Genomic DNA, 17,886 nt, shown 5'->3' on the forward strand with positions numbered 1-17,886 from the left:
CCGGCGAGGTCACCGAGTCCAGCGGTAGCCGAAGCCGTGAATGGTGGCGATCAGTCCTGGGCGGTTCAGTTTGGCCCGCAGCGCGCCCATGTGAACGTCGAGCGAACGAGACGTGGACGGGGTTTTCTCGCCCCAGATCTCGTCCATGATCGTGTCCCGGGCCACCGCGACGCCCGCGCGCTCGACCAGCACGCGTGCTATGGCGAATTCCTTCTGGGTCAGCTGTACCGGCAGACCGGCCACTTCGACGGAACGAGCTCCCAGATCCACCGCGACATCACCGGTAACCACCACGGCCGGAGCGGACTCGGTTGTCTGCCTGCGTCGCACGACCGCTTCCAGGCGGGCGGCGAGTTCACCGAGCCGCGGCGGTTTGACCATGTAGTCGTCGGCTCCGGCACGCAGGCACGACACCACCGCCAACTCGTCGCCCTCCGCGGTCAGCATGATCACCGGAACCGTGCTGACCTTGCGGAGCTGGCGCAACACCAGGTAACCGTTGACGTCGGGCAGCCCGATATCGAGCACGACCGCGTCGTAGCCTGCGTGCGAAGTCAGCAGATCGAGCCCGTGTGACAAATGGTCGACGGCCGGGAAACCATGCGCTCGGAGGCCGTCGACAACAGCGCCGGCTACGCCCGCGTCGTCCTCCACCACCACCACACGCACGAACCCGGTCCCTTCCACACGTCCAGACCCGCACCTGAACACGAGGTGAGACTACCGCAGACGATCACGCCTGCCGTCGCGGAGTGGAGCGCCGCCGATCGGTCAACATTGTTGTCCGGCAACGGTCCTCATCGAGGCGATCCGAAGTCAGGCAGTCGCTCTACCTGCACCGGCGCGCGGCTCGGCCTGCGCGGCCGGTGCGACCGCGATCGGCGGATAGCCGCTCGGCCGGGGGACGGGCGGCAGGCTGGTGAATCGTCGACGCAGGTTGTTCAGCTGCCGATAGACCTCGCGCTGCTCCTCGTGCAGCCTACGGATCTCGTGGTGTAGCTGTTCTGCCTGATCGACAAGCTGGGCATAGAAGTGGCGACCCTGCTCGAGTTGGGCCCGTTCGGCTCGCGCGCGGGTCAAGATCTCTTCGGCCGAGGTCCGCGACACAGCCGATCGGGCCGTGGCAGCACTCGGCCGGATCCGGCGCGGAACGGGAGTGCCATCGTCAACCTCTTTCACGACAACCCCAGCCTCTCGATAGAATAGTCAATGCGCCCCGAAAATGAATTATGCGCACCGCATCGAAAGCGATCAAGCTCGCCGCGAATTCTTGATATCGACTTTGCGATTATTTACATATCTCGAATATTCTTTGGAATCTCTTGACAACCCCTCGAGTTCCCAGCACTCCGCCGGCGGGCGCGCGCGGTCAGGGCGACGGTTACGAGCATCATCACGACGACCACGACGATGGTGGCCAGCAATGCGTGCCGGTAGCCGACCAAAAACGCGTTCTGCACCGCTTGGGCGAGCGGCCCACCGAGTGTGTCGCCAACCGCGGCCGCCGTTGCCACGTTCTTGCCGAGCGGTTGCCCGACCGCGACGATGCCTTCGTGCGCGGCGACTTTGGCCGGAATGACGAGCTCCGCTCGATATCCCTGGTCCACGAGACCACCGGCTACTGCCAAACCGAGCAGGCTACCGAGTTGGACGACGGCCGACTGTGCCCCGAACAGGACGCCGTTGCGAGCCGGGGGCAGCGCGGTAGCGATCGCATCGAGCGCGACCGCCATGACAATGCCCATACCCACGCTCATCACCGCGACCATCCCCACGATCCGCTCCAGGCTGCCCGCCGCGTCCGCGGTCAAACCGACAGCCAGGCCATCCAGCACCATCGTCAAGCCGATGATCAGCGGAGTTGTCGCGCCGGTACGGCGTTGCAGCATCGCACCGGCCTTGGCACCCAGCGCGGAGGCCACGCAGGCGGGCAGGAAGATGAGCGCGCCCGCCACGACCGGGTCGGTGCCACGCACCGCCTGCAGGTATTGGATCGTCACGAAGACAATGCCGAATTCCGCCACGACCGCCGCGGACAGCGCGAACATCGCGGGCTGCGCCCGCGGATCGGCTCGCAACAGAATGTCGTGCGGCAACTCGCCGCCACGGCGGGTAGCCGCCGCCACAACCAAGAGCACGGCGCCTGCCCCCAGCAGCGCCACGACGGGAGCCGCGGTCCAACCCCAGTCGGGCGCCTTGAACAGACCGAGCGCGACCAGCCCTGAACCTATCGTCGCCGCAACGACACCCGGCCAATCCACCGGGGCTTGCGGATCGCCGGGCCAGCGCGGGACGAACTTGACGATGCCGACCAGCAGCGCCACCGCGACCACGGCATCGGCGAGGGCGACCCGGGGCCACCACAGATTGTTCAACAGCAGGCCGCTGACCAGCGGAACGACTGTCACGCCCGCGGCCAGACAGCCTGCCCACAACAGCAGCGCCTGGGCACGTTGCCGACCGGCATTGCTGACCAGCACGAGGATCGACAACGACGCGGGGACGATTGCGGCGACACCCGCACCCATGACGATTCTGGCCACCAGCAACGGAATCGAGGTCGCGGCCAGCAGCATGTGGGCCAGCAGACCAGCGAGAAAGGTGACATACCCGGCAATCAGCACTCGCTTGGCGCCGCAACGGTCGGTGAGCACACCACCGACGAGCAGAAACACGATGAGCGACAACACATAAGACTTCGGGATCCACAGCGAGAACTCGAGCACGTCCCGGTCACCCAGCTGCTGCAGCAAGGTCGACACGGCGATGCTGTGCAACGAAACGTCCTGGCTGATCAGGAATCCGGTGCCGCCGACGAGCGACAGGACGAGTGCGCGCCGCCCGCGGCTCGACGGCAGCGCCGGTTGCGTCCGGGTCACTCGGCCTGGACGGCTGATCTCGACTGCCATGGTGCGCCTTCGACTCGATAGCTCGGCCACCCCCGATCGGAAGTCTCGACTATCGGTGGCGATCTCGCCAATCGGCGCGGTGCCGGTCCACTGCGGTCGGCGTCAGCCCAGGTGATCGCGCAGTGAGTTGATTGTGGCGAACAGATCGTCCGGTTTGGGCGCCTCGGCCTGATCGATGTCGAGCGGTGCCATCAGTTCCTTGGCTTTGCGCGCGACCTCGAGCACCGCCGCCCGCGACGCCGCGGTGACCGCGTCCGCGAGCTCCGCCGGGGTCAATTCGCCGATCGAGCCGGAAAACTTGATGTCGGTGGCGATCCCGTCGGCATTCACGGTGACGCGCACCCGCCGTCGCGCAGTGGTGGCGACGCCGACAAGTAGCGCACGTTCGGCTTGCAGATCGGCGATTTCGGCCATCTTGGCCTGAAATTCCTCGACGGCAGCGTTGAAATCATCATCCATCGTGTCGGGTCCTTCTGTCGCGCTCACAATTCGACGGGCGGCTTCATCGGTCGAGAATCCGATGACTATCGCTTCGACGGTCATTCAGCGGGTTTTGCGACTGCGAAGTAAGCGGTGCGGGGGTGTGCTTCGGCAGTTGCGCCCGCAGCGCTGCCAGGCCTTCGAACAGATCCTCTGGCTTGGGCATTCGCGACCGCAACTCGGCTGCCGGGGCCAGGAGCGTTTCCTGCTCGGCGGCCACCTTCGCGGCCGCCGCCTGCGCCGCCTGCACTGTCGCGCGGGCGATTTGGCCATAGCTGAGCGTGTTGATGTCGTCGGCGTAGTACGTCTCGATGATCGAGCCGGAAGCATTGACCACGACGGTGATTCGGCCGTGTTCCACGGTGGCGGACGCGGTCAGCGCGTCGCGCGCACCGCGCAGACTGCGCATCTGGCTCAGGGCCCGGCTCACCGCATCGATCAGTTCAGCGGCATCGGCCGCCGTGCTCGCGTTCTCCGGTCGTATCACTGTGCCGCCACCTCTGCCATCGCTGCCGCCCGTTCATCGAATTCGACCCGTAGTCCGGCGTATCGCGATAGATACGCGATCACCGCCACGGGGTCTTGCTGGCCGTCGAGATCGGGCAGCAGCACCATGAACCTCGCCGGGTCCGGGTCCTGCTCCCCCACCAGCGCGATCAGCTGGCCGCTCCGCAAACGCAAGACCAGCACCGCCTGATCGTCGTCGGGAACCTCCGCAAAGCCCGCCTTCACCGCCCACTCCAGGGCGGAGATGCCGATATCCAGCCAGCCGATGAGCCTGCTCGACCCCGGCGTCGGCCAGGTGCGCGGGTCGACCGCGACCGTGACCGGGTCGGGCCAGGGCCGCCGCCGATCCAGCTCCGCCAGCAGGCGGGCGAAGAAGCCCAGGATCTCGTCGCGGTCGACGCCGTCGGCCGCCTCGACGGCGGGATCGGGCACCGTCTGCGTCGAAACGGCCTGCGCCAGCGCCGGATAGAACTCCTCGACCGTCTGGGCATAGCTGACGCGGTCGATCAGGTCTTCGGCTGCCGCGCCGACGACCTCGGCAGCGGACAGATCGTCGACATGGGCCATCGATGCGCAGAGCTGAACCAGCGCCGCGGACGCATAGTCGGCGAACTCGGGCGCATCGGTCGGCCCGACCGGTGCGGGCACGATGACGGGTTCGAGCGAGAAGAACGGGCGGTCGACCTCCGCCACGGCCGGCCTGTTCGGATAGTCGTCCCCGGTATCAGGTCGATAGCGTAGGTAGAGTTCGGTTTCGGCACTGCTCAGTCCGGGCCGCTCACTGTCGCCTGGTTCGCCCTCGACGAACCCGACCTCCCAGGCCAGGATAGTCGCGAGCTGCGCCGGCGACAGCAGACCGGCGGGCATCGGCTCGTCGGTAACGGTGCAATCGCCGTCGTCGGCCGTGGCGCTGACCAACATCACCCGCAGTTGCTCCGGCGGTGTCGCACAGTGCCCGGCGGCGTCGAGGGCGTCGGATCCGACGATGACACACACCCCGCCGGCAGCGACAACCACGCCGCCATCGCTTCGCCTGCCCACAATCCGCGGCATCAGCAAGTTCCCTTCGCGCTCGACTGCCAGGAAAGTACCCAGCCCACGCACGGGCGGCGACCGGGCATGATCTGGTCGCCACAGCCGTTCACCTTCTCGTCACCCGCGGACACCGGCTACGCCCCGCCGGTGCGGACGACATCCCTGGCGATGAGGGCGGATTGGCGATCCAGCATCGGCCCGGCTGGCAGTTGACTGATGATCTGCCACGGCACCAGCTTCGGCTCGGCGGTCTGTCCGAGCACGACTGCCGTCGCGGCGTCCGGAATACCGAATCGAACGCCGGTGTCGGTGACATAGAACAGGCCATCGCGCCGGGTACTGTCCAGCTCGATACCGGTGGCCTGCACGAATTCGCCGCTGGCAGCGGGTATATAGGCCGTGTGGGCAGCCTCGCCCCCGACGAGACGCACCGGTGTCCGGCCGGACGCCAGCGGCAGTTGCCTGCCGACGAGCAAGCGCAGGGTGGCGGCTTGATCGCTCGCGCTACGCGCCCAGCTCGCGCAGGCCACCGGATCGGTATCCATGGCGACGATGGACGGGACGCCGGCCGGGAACTGCCCGATCGGCAGGGTGTTCAGCACCGGCAGACCGCCGATCGCGTCCGGGGACAGCAGCGGAATGACGGTATGCCCCATCGAGTTCGACGTGCGCAGTACCTGCGCGGTGAACTCCGAAATCTTCTGCAGCCCGTCGGCGAGCACCACATACGGCTGCGCGCCGTTGACGCCTTGGACCCGGATCACCGACCCCACAACGACATTGCCGACGCGCACGGCGCTGGGCGCACCCGCGTCGGGTATCGCCGGAGCGAGGAGTTCGGGGGCGGCGGCGGTCGCGTTGAGCAGTCCGGCACCGATCGGCCGCGGCCGCATGTCGCGAATCTGCAAGGTAGCCACGACCGCTTCACTGCTCATATCGATGCGTGCGTGCTTGCCGTCGTAGATCAGGTAGGTGGCGCCGTCATAGGTCGCGAGCACCGCCTCATCCGGTGAGGCGGGCCGGATCTGCGGGCCGAGCTGTGGCACGCCGTCGAGAACCGTACTGCGCAAACCGTCGGTCGCGTCTTCGCACAGCGTCCACTCGGAGCGATCGCGATCGACCGCCCCCGGCAGCGACGCGGGTGCGCCGGGGATGCCGAGCATCGGTCCGCGCGGTACCGAGGCCAGCTTCGAATCCGGCACCGACGTCGGTGATTCACTGGTGCCGGTGATCAGCCTGGCCGAAGCCAGATTCAGCACCGGGTGCATGGTCTTGTCCACCATGACGTAGAGGGCACCGCTGTCGCCGGCCATGATGATCTCGGCATCGCCGAGTTGCCCCTGCGGCCGCAGGAACGCCAGGACGCCGCAGCCTGCCGTCACCAGCACTGCCAGCACCAAACCCGTCAGCAACGAACGGAATTGGATGCGCATGGGATCGTGCAGCATTCGCACATCGCGGCGAACCAGCGCGTGCTCGAAACGCTGCAACAGAAATCTGTATCCATTGACCTGCGCCCGGGTCGTCAACTGTGCCGGCATTTCAACTCCTCCGTGCGCACGAACACGTGCGCATGAACACCGTGTGCCTGAATGTGCACACTCGTACGACATATGAGAGGCTACCGCACCACACAGGCGAGCGCCGAATGGAGATGTTCTGAATGAATAGCGAGATAATGCCGCCGGAAGATACCCGGGAATCACCTGTTGTGCCATTGCTGACTTCGGGTCCGAGCGAACTGTTCACACGGATTCCATTGTCCATCGTGCTGCCATCGGCGGCCGCGGGAACAACGGCCGCCACCACAGCCATCGCCCTCTGCGCAGATATTGGACTAGCTCTCGGCATCGGGATCACAATTGCGTTGCTCGGTGGCGTCCGAGTTTGGAAAACCAATGTTTGGCGAATTCTGGGAATGCGCGGCTCGCTCTGGTGGCGCAATCGGCGCGGTAGTGGTAATGAACCACGCCCCGAGTCGTTCGATGTCGATATCCCGGACTCCGGTGGCGCCCGCTGTGGCATGCGCTGGGACGGCAGCCACCTGATCACCATGGTCGGGCTCGGCGACACCGTGGTGCGGCCGACCCTGCTCGGATCGGCTCGGATCGAGGCGGGCGCGGCCATCTCACTCGCCGATGTGGCGCGGTGCCTGTCCCAGTTCGATATTCGGCTGGCCGCCGTCGACGTCGTCACGCTCGGTGTCCGCACCCAGGGCCCGCACAACGTCGTCCGGGTCTACGAAAAACTGCTCGGGCCACTGCCTGCCGCCGCTACCCAGACCGTCTGGCTGGTCCTGCGTTTCGACCCGCTCGACAACGTCGGCGCGATCGACAACCGGGGCAACGCACAGGAAGGCATGATCCGCACCGCCCTGGTCGCGACGCGCCGGGTCGCGGGTCGCATCGCCGCCAGCGGCGTCGGGGTATCGATCCTCACCGCCGACGAACTGGCCGCCGCGGAGGCCGCGGTCCTGCACGACAACGACCCACAGCAGTGGGCCGAGGATTGGCGCGTCTTGCGCAGCGGCGGCATCGAACTGGCCGGTTACGCGGTCCGGCCGCACCTGCTCGAACCGGGGGTGCTGGCGGCGGTGTGGACATTGCCCGGCAAGTCGGTGCTGACCCGCTTGCGCATGACACCGGCCGTCGATTCGGACTCGCCGGGCCGGCGTGGCACCATGGTCGCGCTGAGCGCGGTCGTGCGGCGCGACCTTGCCGGCGTCGGTCATCACGACGCCGAGGAACCGCCCGCCGAACTCGGGTTGCGTCCGTTGCGCGGACTGCAGCGCCAGGTCCTGCTCGACGGCGGGAACCTCGAGCCATCCGCCGCGCTACGCGGGGTACCAGCGGCGATGTCGCGATTCACGGTGCAGGCCGCAGGGTGCGGTCAGGTGATCGGCGCTACCGATGACGGGCTCGGTGTCGCGGTGCCGCTGTTCGGGCCCGCGGTCCGGCGGGTGGAGATCGTCGGGTCGCTGCGGCTGACCCAACTGATGGTGCTGCGCGCGATCGCGGTGGGTGCGCAGGTGATCGTGCACAGCGTTCGCCCCCGTGAATGGGAATGCCTGGTCGCGGCGGTCGGCGCGCCTGCCGCGCTGTCGTTGCCCGCGTCCGGTAGCGCGCGATACACGGCCGCGGCGACGATGATCGTTTTCGACGGTATCGCCTCGGCCGGACAGGTGTCGGAAGCGACGGCCGTCCATGTCCGTTCGCCGCGGGAGTCAGCGGCGGTTCTGCGCGGCGCCGATGTCGCGCTGATCGAATCGGCGGACGTGCCCGGGCGGGTGCACATTCGCAGCGCGGGCCGGGAACTGACCGTCCAGGTGGTCTCGATCCGGGAGGAAGTCGAGTATCTCGAGGGCGCTGGAACCGACGCCGAAACCGAGGTCGGGCCGCAACCAGAGCCGGCACTGCGATCCGCATGAGAACGGGGGCCCGCGGCCAGTTGGCGGCGGGCCCCCGGGGACTCCTCGGTGCCGGATCTACCAGACGAAGTCGTCCGCGACGTGCTGATCGGTCGCCCGGGCCTTGTCCAGCGCGGCCTGCACGTTGTCACGTCCCTTCTTCAGCAGTACGAGCAGCTCGTCCAGGTCGGCGATCAGGGTCTTGTGCTTGGCCAGGAACGAGCCGGCGGCGCCGCCTTCGCCGCTATGCCAGCCCTCCCGCACCAGCGAGGTCGCCGCGTTCTGCGCGTTTTCCCGCTCCGTGGTAATGGCCGCGTGGTAGTTGTCCATATCGGTGATCAGCTGGATGACGCCCGCCGGGTTGTACAACATTGTGCTGGTTCCGTTCTCAGAAGTGGTTTCGGTCGGTTCCGGTCAGAGGTAATTCGTGTTCAGCGTGGTGAACCCGCCCATGCTCTCGTTTTCGGTTGCCGCGACCTTCGTTTCACCGGTACGCAACGCCTCTGAGACCTGGCCCAGATCGACATTCACTTTGCGGATCCTCGCCTGCAGTTCGTCGGCGAATTTGGTGAACGCGACGTTGGCTTCACCTTCCCAATCCTTCTTCGCGGCGATCACTGTGGCCTCGAGGTTGTCGACGCTCTTGTCGATGGGCGGAATCACGTCGGCGTACGCGTTCGCGTACTTCTGAAATATGGCGAAATCAAGGTGGAGAGCATCTGCGCCGGCCATTGACATTTCCTTTCGGATGATGATGTGTTGAGAATTCCGGAGAAGTGACTCCGGACGATGGGTGGATGCGCGTACCGATTACGGCATCCAGCGGCCCTCGGGCAGCGCTTCGATCTGCGCACCGACGACATGGGCCAACCGGCGATCACTGCCGGGGGCCAAGGTCGTCCACGGTTGCCCGTCAGGGGCCATGCTGCCGCCGCCGATGATCCGGCCGGCCGCGGTGTCGTACACGGCGACGGCGGCGGGCGATCGCTCCGCGCTGCCGTCACGGTGGGAGTAGCACACCAACTCGGCGACCGAAATACACTGGCGCAGTGCCAGCCCAAGGGCCAGCGCGTCCGATTCGGACATGCCGAGCTGGTAGGCGGCGCTGGCCTCGGTGGTTCCCGCGTCGTCGAGCCGTCGACGCAGTTCGGCGGTGGGTGCGGTGAGCACCGGGATGTCCGCGGGTGGACGGGCGCCGAGCGCGGCCAGCAGCGGCCGGGCCAGTGCGACCGGATCCTCGTCACCCCACACGGTGCCGACCTGGATTTCGTCGCCCACTCGCACCGCCACCGCGTGGTCCAGGCCGCGCCGGGCCAAGCAGATCCGATGCGCGCCGGCGCGCCGGATCCGCAGGGCCAGTTGCCTTTCCGGACGGGCCAGGGCGAGTATCGCCGTGGTCAGCTCGTCGTCGAGGACGTTCCCGTCCTCGTCGAGCACGCCGCGCGCATAAAGCTCCGCGACAGCGGCGACGCGGGCGGCAAGGAAGTCGGCGTGCTCGCTGTGTTGTGGGCGCAGGGCGAGAACCACCGGAAGGGTTTGCGCGCCGAGCGTTTCGGCGACGACGAGGGCGGCATCGACGGTCAGGGTCATCATTGCGACGCCCCGGCGGTACGGGACTGCGCAACGCCGCCCAGAACTGGTGGTGCGGTGGCGAGCCCGGCCTGGACGACGATCTGCTCGCCGAGAGCTCCGGCCTCGGCTGCCACCGCCCGCTGACCGGCTTGCGGCGACACCGGAACCCGCGAAGTCGTGGGCGGCGCGAGCATCGACGGTGGCGGTACCTGCGAGGCCGTTGCCACGACGGGAGCGCCGGCCGTTGCCGCCACGATCGGCGAGACGGGTTGCGGCATCGGCGTGATCACCAGCGACTCACCGCCGACTGTCAGGGTCGGAGCCGGAGCGACAGTCGATGCCGACAGGTCGACGACCGGCGAACCCCGCAGCGCGGGAGAAGAAACGGCCTGCGCGTCGGGCGGCGGCCCCGATGACCCGTCGCCGACCGGCTTCGGCGCCTGCTCAGCGAGTAGGGCGGCTCCCGCGGAGACGACGGGGGCCGTCTCCTGCTCCCACGCTGCGGACAGCTTCGCACTGCCCGCCTCGTAGGTGCGCATCACCTGGGCGGCGTGGTCGCGCAAGGCGTCGATCTGATGCTCGGCAGTGTCGAACAGTCCGGCAAGCGGTGCGCCGAGCAGCGTGCCGCTGACCGTCTCCTCGGCCATCCGCACCGCCGCCGCCACCTCGTCCACGTGCGGCATCGTGAGCTGAGCGATCTCGTAGGCCGCGGCCTGCTCGGCGGCCGTGGCAGCATTGTGCTCGGCGGCGGTGGTGAGGTCGTCGAACCAGTCGGCCAGCTGCGCCAACCGGGCAATGCCCTCCGCGCTGGAATCCGATCCCCACGCGTTCCCGACAATGGCGAGAATGGCGCGATACTCGGCACCGGCCTCACCCAGGTGCAGTGCGAGCGCTGCGTAGGCAAGCCCCGCCTCGGCCATCGGCACGACGCCGGGACCGGTCGTCAGCTCGCGTGCCAGCTGCTGGGCCGGTACGGCGTCCCACATCGTGCCGGTGAAACCGGCGTGCGGAAGTTCGACCATCGCGTCACTCCTCGTCTCGATGTTCGGCGCGCGGTGCTACGCCAGGCGCTGGAACGACTGCACGGCGTCGTCATCGGAATCCCCGACGAGGTCGGCGTGGGAACGCAGGTTCGCGGCGATCTTGCGCAGTTCGCCGACGCCCCCCAGACAGGACTGCTCGAACGAAGCGCTGACTTGTCGCAGCACCTGCGCGGTGTGCCGCGACACCGGGTCGGCGGCTGCCGGCACCGGACGCAGCGCGTCACTGCGTTGAAGTAGCCCGCCCTCCAGGTCATCGGCCAGCATGTCCAGCCGACCGGCCGCCATCCTGGCGAGTTGGTGATCTATCGCGATGCTGCTCATCAACGTTCTCCTCTTAAAGGCTGAATGGCGTATCCGGGTCGGCGGTCGTTTCCACGCCGATGATGGGTGCTGCGGTCTCGGGCAGGCCGCCTCCGACCAGTTCGTCGCCATAGCGGGCATCGACAGGCGACTCCTGGCGGCCGCCCCCCGGGCGTGCCCGGTCGTCGCCGATCGAGCTGGCACCGGGTGCGAAAGGCGGTAGTACTTCATGCGAGTACGTGGAGGCCGACGCCGAAATCAGCGGCGTGCCGATCGGGCTCGCGGTCACCGTGATGACGCCTTCGGTTTGCCACACGCCCAGCGGAGCCGCCGCCGGGGCGACCGCCGCTCCCCCACTCGTCGACCCGACCGGCACGGCTGCCGCAGCGGAGCGCGTCGGAGCCGGCGCCGCGGGGTCGGCGCCAGGCTTGGCCGGGAACTGCGCGGGGACCTCTTTCCCGACGGTCTGCGCGACCGAGATCAACGGCGTCACCACCTGCTGCAATCGCGACAGCAACTGCGTCACGGTGGGCTGGTTCGGCGAGGAGGGCGCGACCCCGGCGGTGGCGAACGCCGATCCCGGGGAGGACCGCGAACCGACCGCCGACACATCCGGCGCCGAGGGACCGGCCGCCGAAACCGTCTGGGTGAGCGAACGCTGGACCTTGCCGAGGTCCGCATGTTTCGGGCTGCGAGTCGGCACCGGCTTGCCCGCCTCGGTCATCTCCGCCGACTGCGCCAGCAACTGCGCCTTGGTCTGGGCGGTGATCGCCGTCGCCTCGGTGCCCGCCTCGATGGCGGTGGCCAGCAGCGCCGCCTGGCCGGGCGGCGTCACCAGCGTGGGCCCGAGCGCTGCGGTGGTGAGCGCGAAACGCGTCGCTACCGCCGCCATTTGCGCATATCCGGCAGCGACGGTGCCCGCGGCGCCGCCGGTGGTCAGGTTGATCCGCGCGGCCTGCTCGGAGATCGATGCGGACGTCGCCACGGTGTCGACCGCCGCCGCCGTCGCCGCCGTTGCCCCTGAGCTCTCCATCGACTGCAGCAGCTGAATGCCCGTGGAGGCCAGCTGCATCGCGGTGCGCACCGCGTCGGTGACATTCCGCATCAACGTTTGCGGATCGAACTCCCCCGCGCCCAGGTTGCCGTTGCCGTAGCCGCTGATCAGGTCGGTTACCGGTTTGAACAGTGCCGCCGGGTCGAGCGGCGGGAGGACCGGCAGACCCGGCAGCGGTGGAAGAGTGGGAAACTGCGGCAAGCCGATGCCGGCCAGCAACTGCTGGGTCGGCTGATCGAGAAACGGAGCAGCCGGCGTATTTCGGAGCGCGTCGAGAACGGTCGGATGTAGCGGCGCCGCGGAGGGTTGCGCGGGAGTCACTGTTCGGCGCCCGTCAGCGTACCGAACGAAGCCACGCTGTGCTGCTCGGTCAGTTCATAGGACGCCGCCGCCACCCGCGCGGTATCGGCGGTGGTGGTGAGGATTTCGACGAGCTTGGTCAGTGCGGCGAAGTGGTTGGCCTGAGCGTACGCGAAACTCGTCAGGAATTCGTGACCGATCAACCCGAAGGTCGGAGCGATGGCCGCTATGACAGCGGCCTGGTCGACGGCCCCCGCGACGGCGACCGTCGCCGCCATCCCGTCCGAAATCTCGCCGTATCGGCGGAATGTCTGCGGCTGCACATTGAGGACGTTCATCGCGGTACCCTCCTGGGCTGGTTCTGTGATCTCGATACCTAGACGGCTCGCGTCAGAAATCTAATTCGGGCCGCGGTGTCCGCAAGCGGTGCGCGAGCGGCGACCCCGGCTGTTCACCTGCCCGTTGACTCGTCCCTGCGGGCAGGGCAGCGCTAGCTGTTCACTTGACCGTTGAATTCGTCGATCAGTTGTCCGCGCGCTCCCAAAGCCCGCCGCACCGCCGCAGCGGCGGTGGCAACGAGCACCCGTTCGAACTCGGACGGCGACAGCATCGCGATCGCCTGTGTCAGACGGACATCGAGCAGTCGGCCCACCCCGTCCACCGACACGGTGATGACCCCCTCGGCATCGGTGTGGTCGACCCGGATCGCGGCGAGATCCGCGGCGAGCCGTCGCATCCGATCCAGTCGTGCGCGAGCACCCGCCTCGAGGGCAGCGAAATCTGTCACCACGAATCTCCATCCCGGTCGAGCCAGCTGTGCGGCTCGTACCCGTGCTCCGATTCCGCTGCGAGCTCGTAGTGTTCGACCGCGTCCTGGGACGGCAGTTCGAGCAGGTCCAGCGCCGATTCCGGGACACCGATCTCGGCCAGGTACGCACGCCGGAGCAAGCCGGCCCGGTTGGCCGCGAGCTTGCACAGCCGCAGAATGTCGTCACCGAGATCGTCCGGGTCGCGCCGGAGTTGGTCGGCGGTGAGCCGAACCGCCAGCGGCACAGCCGAATCGGTCGCGCTCACCACGATGTCGCCACCGCGCAGTGCGGCCTCGCCGGTCGAATAGGGCGTGAAATCAGATTTCGGTGCTTCCAGTTCCGGCGCGTCCCGATCGAGCGTCGTCTCCGGGTCGGCCTCGGCCCCGTCGAAAACCGGGCTCTCATGGATCGTCGCGCCGAACATCGAGTCCGCGGACCACTCGGCGTCGATTCTCGGGGGTTGTTCAGACACGTCGCTCGTCCTCCATGGTCTGTGACACGGTCGCGATATCGGCGGCGATCATGGACGCCAGCGCCGTCCGATCGACCGCTGTCGCGACCGGTCCTGCCGTCTCGGCGACGGCGTAGCGGCCGTCATCGACCAGATCTCGCCATTCGATGCGGTAGGGCGTGATGCCGCGCGGCCCGAAGATCGAACTACCCATACGGGTTTCGATCACTCCGAGCCGCTCTGCGGGCCGTCGCAGCCACGCCGCGCTGGCGCGATCGGCCGCATAGTTGTCGTAGACCGGAGACCGGCCGTAGTGGTGGTCGGCCTCCGCGCTCGCCGGGCTGGTGATCAACGGAGTATCCGGCCCCCGCCCGGCCGCCCGGGCGGGGAGCGCGCCGACCACCGCACCGGCGAGCCGATCGGCATCGCCACTGGTGATCACATAACCGCCACTGTGCCACCGCGTTTCGCCGGGTAGCTGGCGAATCAGGACCGCCACGTCGCCCTGCCGGGCTCCGACCAGGCGAAGCCGGCCTGCGGGGTCGCCGCAATCGCGCGGGTCGAACGCCACCGCTGTGACCCGAATATCGGCATGGGCGACCCGGGTGAGGGCGTCGTGCAGGGCGCCGTCAGCCGTCTCGTCCAGCCCGGCCAGCGCCGCCGCCGCCAGTCGCGCCCAGCCCCGCGTGTTGTCGCCACGATTCAGCGCGAACAGCGGCAACGGTAGCCGGTCCTGAAACAGCCTGTCCCACAAGGCGATCAGTTCCGTATCAGTGAGCTGCCAGGTGCGGCTCACCGATCGAGCACCGGTCTGATCGCGAGCCCCGGCTGCCCGAGCGCCTCGTCGAGATGCTCGGTCGAATCCAGCAGCTCGGACCGCTTCTTCTCCTTCTCCTCGCCATTCGGGCGGCCGGGGTGACCGCCGAACGGGACACCCGGTTCGCGCCCACCAGCGGGTCCGGCCCGTCCGGTCAACTTCTCGTCCGGAACGGCGGTGAGGCGGGGGAACAGCTTGGCCTCCTGGTTTTTCAGCTGTTCCAGGGCGAATACGCGACCGGTCCCACCTCCGCCGCCACCGCCCTTGCCGACGAACGGGACGTTTCCTGGTGGCAGGAGGGCGGAATTCATCAGCCACGGGGTGCTGCCCGATTCTTTCGAGGTCAGGTCGTCGGGCAGGTTGCTCAGCGTCTCGAATGGTTTGTCCTTCAGCCCTTCCGGCAGGTTCGAGGTGTTCGGTCCCGTTTCTGTTTGGGGATTCGGGAGCTCGGAGGAGGGATCGTCGCCGTCGACGGGCGGGTTGCTACCGCCCGTCGGATTGTCGCCGACGGGCGTCGCGTCACCGCCGTTGTCGTCAGGGCCGGTCGGCGGCTCGTCGCCGGGATCACCGCCGGACCCGTCTGCACCGGGCGTGTCGAGCGCCTCGATCGGCGCGGTCCCGCCGACGTTCAGGCTCGGCGTCACCACCTCGTTCGGCTGAGGTAGCGCCACGATATGGGTCGTCAAATGCGTGTAGTTCTCGGTGTAATGCGTCTGGAAATGCTCTTGGAACCGGAGCAGGTCCGCGTCGTTCTGCGTCCTGGTCGTCGAGGGCGGTGGTTCGGGGGTCTGCGGCATGCCGTTCTTCGTCCGCTGCAGCCAGCCCGAGCTGAACACCAGCGAGTCACCCAACAGATTCATATCCGTCGTGAGCTGCTCGGAGGCGAATACGTACTGCGTGGTCGCCAGAATCGCCGCGTCCGCACCCGCGCCGGTCCATTGATCCGACGCACCGGCGATGGTGGTCCGCAGGGTGTCGAAACCACGGTCCAACCCCTTGGACAGCCAGTACCACACACCACCCGCGTCGGCGACCGCCTGCGCATTGATCGACTGGCCGACGTTGTACAAAATCGACCAATCCAGCTGCGAGCCCGCCTCGGGCCAGAACAAGGCCGGGTCGTAGAGCGTCGTGGTATCCGGCTTGTTCGAATGTCGGGGAATCTTCACCGATTTGGGCGCTCCGCTGGGTGGCGTGCCCGGCGGGCTGTCGAAGGAGATCCCCTCGAAGCTCACGGCCGAGTTGTGCTCGGTAAGGGCGTATTTCTTGCCCGCGGCGAGAAACGTGTTGCCCATATTGGTGAGGATGTTGCGATGCCGATCCATGCGTTCCAGCAACTCGGTGGCGATCTTTGAGTTGAACAGGGCCCACATCTGCACCCCCGAGGCGCACGCGGCGAACACCGGACTCGCGCGTTCATAGTTGCCCTGCACCCAGCTGTGCACGCCGACAACGACATTCAGCATGTCCTCGACGTGCTGTGCGCACTTCTGCGCCGTCCCCGCCTCGAGCAGAAGCTCCGCGCCGCCCAAGCTCGCCCATTTGGTGTTGTCCGAGACATCGGAATCAAGTGCCATGTCGCAACTCCTATCAGCGCAATCAGTTCGGATCGGTCATCTCAACGGCCGTCGTCGTAGACGCTGAGCCGCGAGATTCCACCGCGCGACTCGTCCCCCCGGACGCGCTGCAGTTCACCGCATTCCCGTTCGATGAGCCGCACCAGCCGCTCGGCATCGGTCGCGACCGCGGCCACCGGCGGCCCGGCATCGACGATGTAGCGGCCATCGCCGGGATGGTCTTCCCAGAAGATCCACTTGGTCACCTGCCCGCGCGGGCCGAAATTCGAGTGACCGTGCGTGATCTCGATCCGGCCGACCGTGGATTTCGGCGCGGCCTGCCACCCTCGGCTCCGAGTGTCGACATCGCGGTCGCCTTCGTCGTACAGCGAACTGCGACCGTGCCAGTGATCGAACACGGGCTCGGCCGTCGAGCTCAGCAATTCGACCTGCGACTGGCCGCCCGCCGCCATCGGGGGAAGCTTGTCCACGATCACTCGTGCGAGCTCCACCGCATCGCACTCGGTGATCACCAGTTCGTCGTGACTATAGGGCGACCGCACGCGGAATCCCTCGACCAGGATCGCTCGGTCGCCGAACAGCTTGCCCGCCATCGTCCACTGCCGGGCCAGATCATGGGGCGCGCTGTCATCATGGGCGAGCACCGCGATCCGCACATCGGCCTGCATCGACTTCACCATCGCCTCGGCCAGCGCCGGGTCCCACGCGGCCTGCAGCTCACCCCAGACCCGAGCCTTGACGAATTGGAAGTCGAAATGTCCCTTCACGTCGGCGACGTAGGCGAACGGCCAGCTCGTGCGGCGTCCCACCAGTCGCTCACGCAGCACCAGGTATTCGAGGCCGGTGAGGCGCCAGGTCCGTGCCATCAGTTGCCACCCTCCGCCGCGATACCCGGGACGCCCGCCGATCCGGGCTCGCCGACGACGTCATCGATCGACCTCGCCGTCGTGAAATCCTGGAAGACCGCGGGCTGATTGCCCGCCGCACGTCCTGGTACCCCCAGCTGAAGTAGTTCGAGCGCCTCGTTCGGGCTGGGCAACAGCGCCCGCGAGTCGACCGGCCCGGTCGCACCCGGTGGGAGGAGTAGCTCCTCGACCTCAGCTATATCCTCGCCGATCCGCTCGGCAGCCTCGGCCAATGCCTGCTTCACCGTCAGGGTGCCGTCCTCGACAGCTTTGGTCAGCGCTTGCAATCCCGGGCCGAGCTGGGCGGCAAGTTGATTGCCGAGCTGCGCGAGAGTCGTGATGCCGGAAGTGATGAGCTGCAACACCTCCGAGAACATACTGAGCATCTCGGAGGCGGAGAGAGCGCCGCTGGCGCCGGTCCCGGGGGCACCGCTCGGACCGGTACCCTGGCCGGGATCGCCCGAGGGTGCGCCGCTCGTGCCGCCGTTTCCACTGGACCCGCCGTTTCCACTGCCCGAACCCGCGCCCGATCCGTTGCCGCTGCCGCCGGGTCCGCTTCCGGATCCGCCGCCGGTGCCACCGCTTCCGTTTGCGTTGGATTTGCCGTTGTTGTTGTCTCCGCCGCTGTTGTTGCCGTTGCCGCCGTTGTTGTTTCCGGTTCCGCCGCCACTGCCTGTTCCACCGTTGGTGGGGGGTGCCGCGGTATTCGGGTCGACGAATT

Annotated in this window: 21 protein-coding genes; 1 reads left to right on the top strand and 20 read right to left on the bottom strand. The window is 67.6% G+C overall.

Annotated features, from left to right (window positions below):
• Positions 1–9: 9 nt before the first annotated feature.
• From ACWESM_RS34950 to eccB, 7 genes are all read right to left on the bottom strand, one after another.
• A complete protein-coding gene (locus tag ACWESM_RS34950) occupies positions 10–669 on the bottom strand; it encodes a response regulator transcription factor (protein WP_356967639.1) in 660 nt (219 codons plus the stop codon).
• Between the two features lie 147 nt (positions 670–816).
• Positions 817–1,080 (bottom strand): hypothetical protein, encoded by a 264-nt coding sequence (locus tag ACWESM_RS34955; protein ID WP_452495412.1) that lies wholly within the window; start codon positions 1,078–1,080, stop codon positions 817–819.
• A 212-nt stretch (positions 1,081–1,292) separates the two neighbouring features.
• Positions 1,293–2,909, bottom strand: coding sequence for an MFS transporter (locus tag ACWESM_RS34960; RefSeq protein WP_452495414.1), 1,617 nt, complete (start codon positions 2,907–2,909; stop codon positions 1,293–1,295).
• Between the two features lie 102 nt (positions 2,910–3,011).
• Positions 3,012–3,452: a YbaB/EbfC family nucleoid-associated protein gene (locus tag ACWESM_RS34965; RefSeq protein WP_364433932.1), complete on the bottom strand. Its 441-nt coding sequence runs from the start codon at positions 3,450–3,452 to the stop codon at positions 3,012–3,014.
• A complete protein-coding gene (locus ACWESM_RS34970) occupies positions 3,412–3,819 on the bottom strand; it encodes a YbaB/EbfC family DNA-binding protein (protein ID WP_452495416.1) in 408 nt (135 codons plus the stop codon). The genes ACWESM_RS34965 and ACWESM_RS34970 overlap by 41 nt, the downstream gene beginning before the upstream one ends.
• A 53-nt stretch (positions 3,820–3,872) precedes the next feature.
• On the bottom strand, positions 3,873–4,955 hold the full coding sequence (locus ACWESM_RS34975; protein WP_452495418.1) for a hypothetical protein: 1,083 nt from the start codon (positions 4,953–4,955) through the stop codon (positions 3,873–3,875).
• A 110-nt stretch (positions 4,956–5,065) separates the two neighbouring features.
• On the bottom strand, positions 5,066–6,472 hold the full coding sequence (gene eccB / locus ACWESM_RS34980) for a type VII secretion protein EccB (protein WP_452495420.1): 1,407 nt from the start codon (positions 6,470–6,472) through the stop codon (positions 5,066–5,068).
• 137 nt (positions 6,473–6,609) lie between these two features.
• Here eccB and eccE point away from each other — a divergent pair, with 137 nt between their 5' ends.
• Positions 6,610–8,358: a type VII secretion protein EccE gene (gene eccE, locus ACWESM_RS34985; RefSeq protein ID WP_452495434.1), complete on the top strand. Its 1,749-nt coding sequence runs from the start codon at positions 6,610–6,612 to the stop codon at positions 8,356–8,358.
• Positions 8,359–8,415: 57 nt separating this feature from the next.
• On the opposite strand, the gene ACWESM_RS34990 is transcribed toward eccE, so the two are convergent.
• From ACWESM_RS34990 to ACWESM_RS35050, 13 genes are all read right to left on the bottom strand, one after another.
• Positions 8,416–8,709, bottom strand: a complete 294-nt coding sequence (locus ACWESM_RS34990) for a hypothetical protein (protein ID WP_356967652.1) — start codon at positions 8,707–8,709, stop codon at positions 8,416–8,418.
• Between the two features lie 42 nt (positions 8,710–8,751).
• On the bottom strand, positions 8,752–9,069 hold the full coding sequence (locus ACWESM_RS34995; protein ID WP_356967654.1) for a WXG100 family type VII secretion target: 318 nt from the start codon (positions 9,067–9,069) through the stop codon (positions 8,752–8,754).
• Between the two features lie 78 nt (positions 9,070–9,147).
• Positions 9,148–9,930: an ESX secretion-associated protein EspG gene (locus ACWESM_RS35000; RefSeq protein ID WP_364433948.1), complete on the bottom strand. Its 783-nt coding sequence runs from the start codon at positions 9,928–9,930 to the stop codon at positions 9,148–9,150.
• Positions 9,927–10,931 (bottom strand): PPE domain-containing protein, encoded by a 1,005-nt coding sequence (locus tag ACWESM_RS35005; protein WP_452495423.1) that lies wholly within the window; start codon positions 10,929–10,931, stop codon positions 9,927–9,929. The genes ACWESM_RS35000 and ACWESM_RS35005 overlap by 4 nt, the downstream gene beginning before the upstream one ends.
• 36 nt (positions 10,932–10,967) lie before the next feature.
• On the bottom strand, positions 10,968–11,273 hold the full coding sequence (locus ACWESM_RS35010; protein WP_356967660.1) for a PE domain-containing protein: 306 nt from the start codon (positions 11,271–11,273) through the stop codon (positions 10,968–10,970).
• Positions 11,274–11,286: 13 nt separating this feature from the next.
• On the bottom strand, positions 11,287–12,627 hold the full coding sequence (locus ACWESM_RS35015; protein WP_452495425.1) for a hypothetical protein: 1,341 nt from the start codon (positions 12,625–12,627) through the stop codon (positions 11,287–11,289).
• Positions 12,624–12,944 carry a type VII secretion target gene (locus tag ACWESM_RS35020; protein WP_356967663.1) on the bottom strand — a complete coding sequence of 107 codons (321 nt, stop codon included), beginning with the start codon at positions 12,942–12,944 and terminating at the stop codon, positions 12,624–12,626. Before ACWESM_RS35020 ends, ACWESM_RS35015 begins: the two co-directional genes overlap by 4 nt.
• 152 nt (positions 12,945–13,096) lie before the next feature.
• Positions 13,097–13,393 carry a YbaB/EbfC family nucleoid-associated protein gene (locus ACWESM_RS35025; RefSeq protein ID WP_397281006.1) on the bottom strand — a complete coding sequence of 99 codons (297 nt, stop codon included), beginning with the start codon at positions 13,391–13,393 and terminating at the stop codon, positions 13,097–13,099.
• Positions 13,390–13,887 (bottom strand): hypothetical protein, encoded by a 498-nt coding sequence (locus ACWESM_RS35030; RefSeq protein WP_364433963.1) that lies wholly within the window; start codon positions 13,885–13,887, stop codon positions 13,390–13,392. The genes ACWESM_RS35025 and ACWESM_RS35030 overlap by 4 nt, the downstream gene beginning before the upstream one ends.
• Positions 13,880–14,662 carry an ESX secretion-associated protein EspG gene (locus tag ACWESM_RS35035; RefSeq protein ID WP_364433966.1) on the bottom strand — a complete coding sequence of 261 codons (783 nt, stop codon included), beginning with the start codon at positions 14,660–14,662 and terminating at the stop codon, positions 13,880–13,882. The genes ACWESM_RS35030 and ACWESM_RS35035 overlap by 8 nt, the downstream gene beginning before the upstream one ends.
• The gene (locus ACWESM_RS35040) at positions 14,659–16,260 is read right to left on the bottom strand and encodes a hypothetical protein (protein WP_397281009.1); all 1,602 of its coding nucleotides are present in this window, start codon (positions 16,258–16,260) and stop codon (positions 14,659–14,661) included. The genes ACWESM_RS35035 and ACWESM_RS35040 overlap by 4 nt, the downstream gene beginning before the upstream one ends.
• A 41-nt stretch (positions 16,261–16,301) precedes the next feature.
• Positions 16,302–17,126 carry an ESX secretion-associated protein EspG gene (locus ACWESM_RS35045; RefSeq protein WP_364433972.1) on the bottom strand — a complete coding sequence of 275 codons (825 nt, stop codon included), beginning with the start codon at positions 17,124–17,126 and terminating at the stop codon, positions 16,302–16,304.
• Positions 17,126–17,886: hypothetical protein (locus tag ACWESM_RS35050; RefSeq protein WP_452495429.1), on the bottom strand; the 761-nt coding region annotated here is incomplete at its 5' end. The genes ACWESM_RS35045 and ACWESM_RS35050, both read right to left, overlap by 1 nt.

It is taken from the genome of Nocardia sp. NPDC003999, from assembly GCF_053604885.1.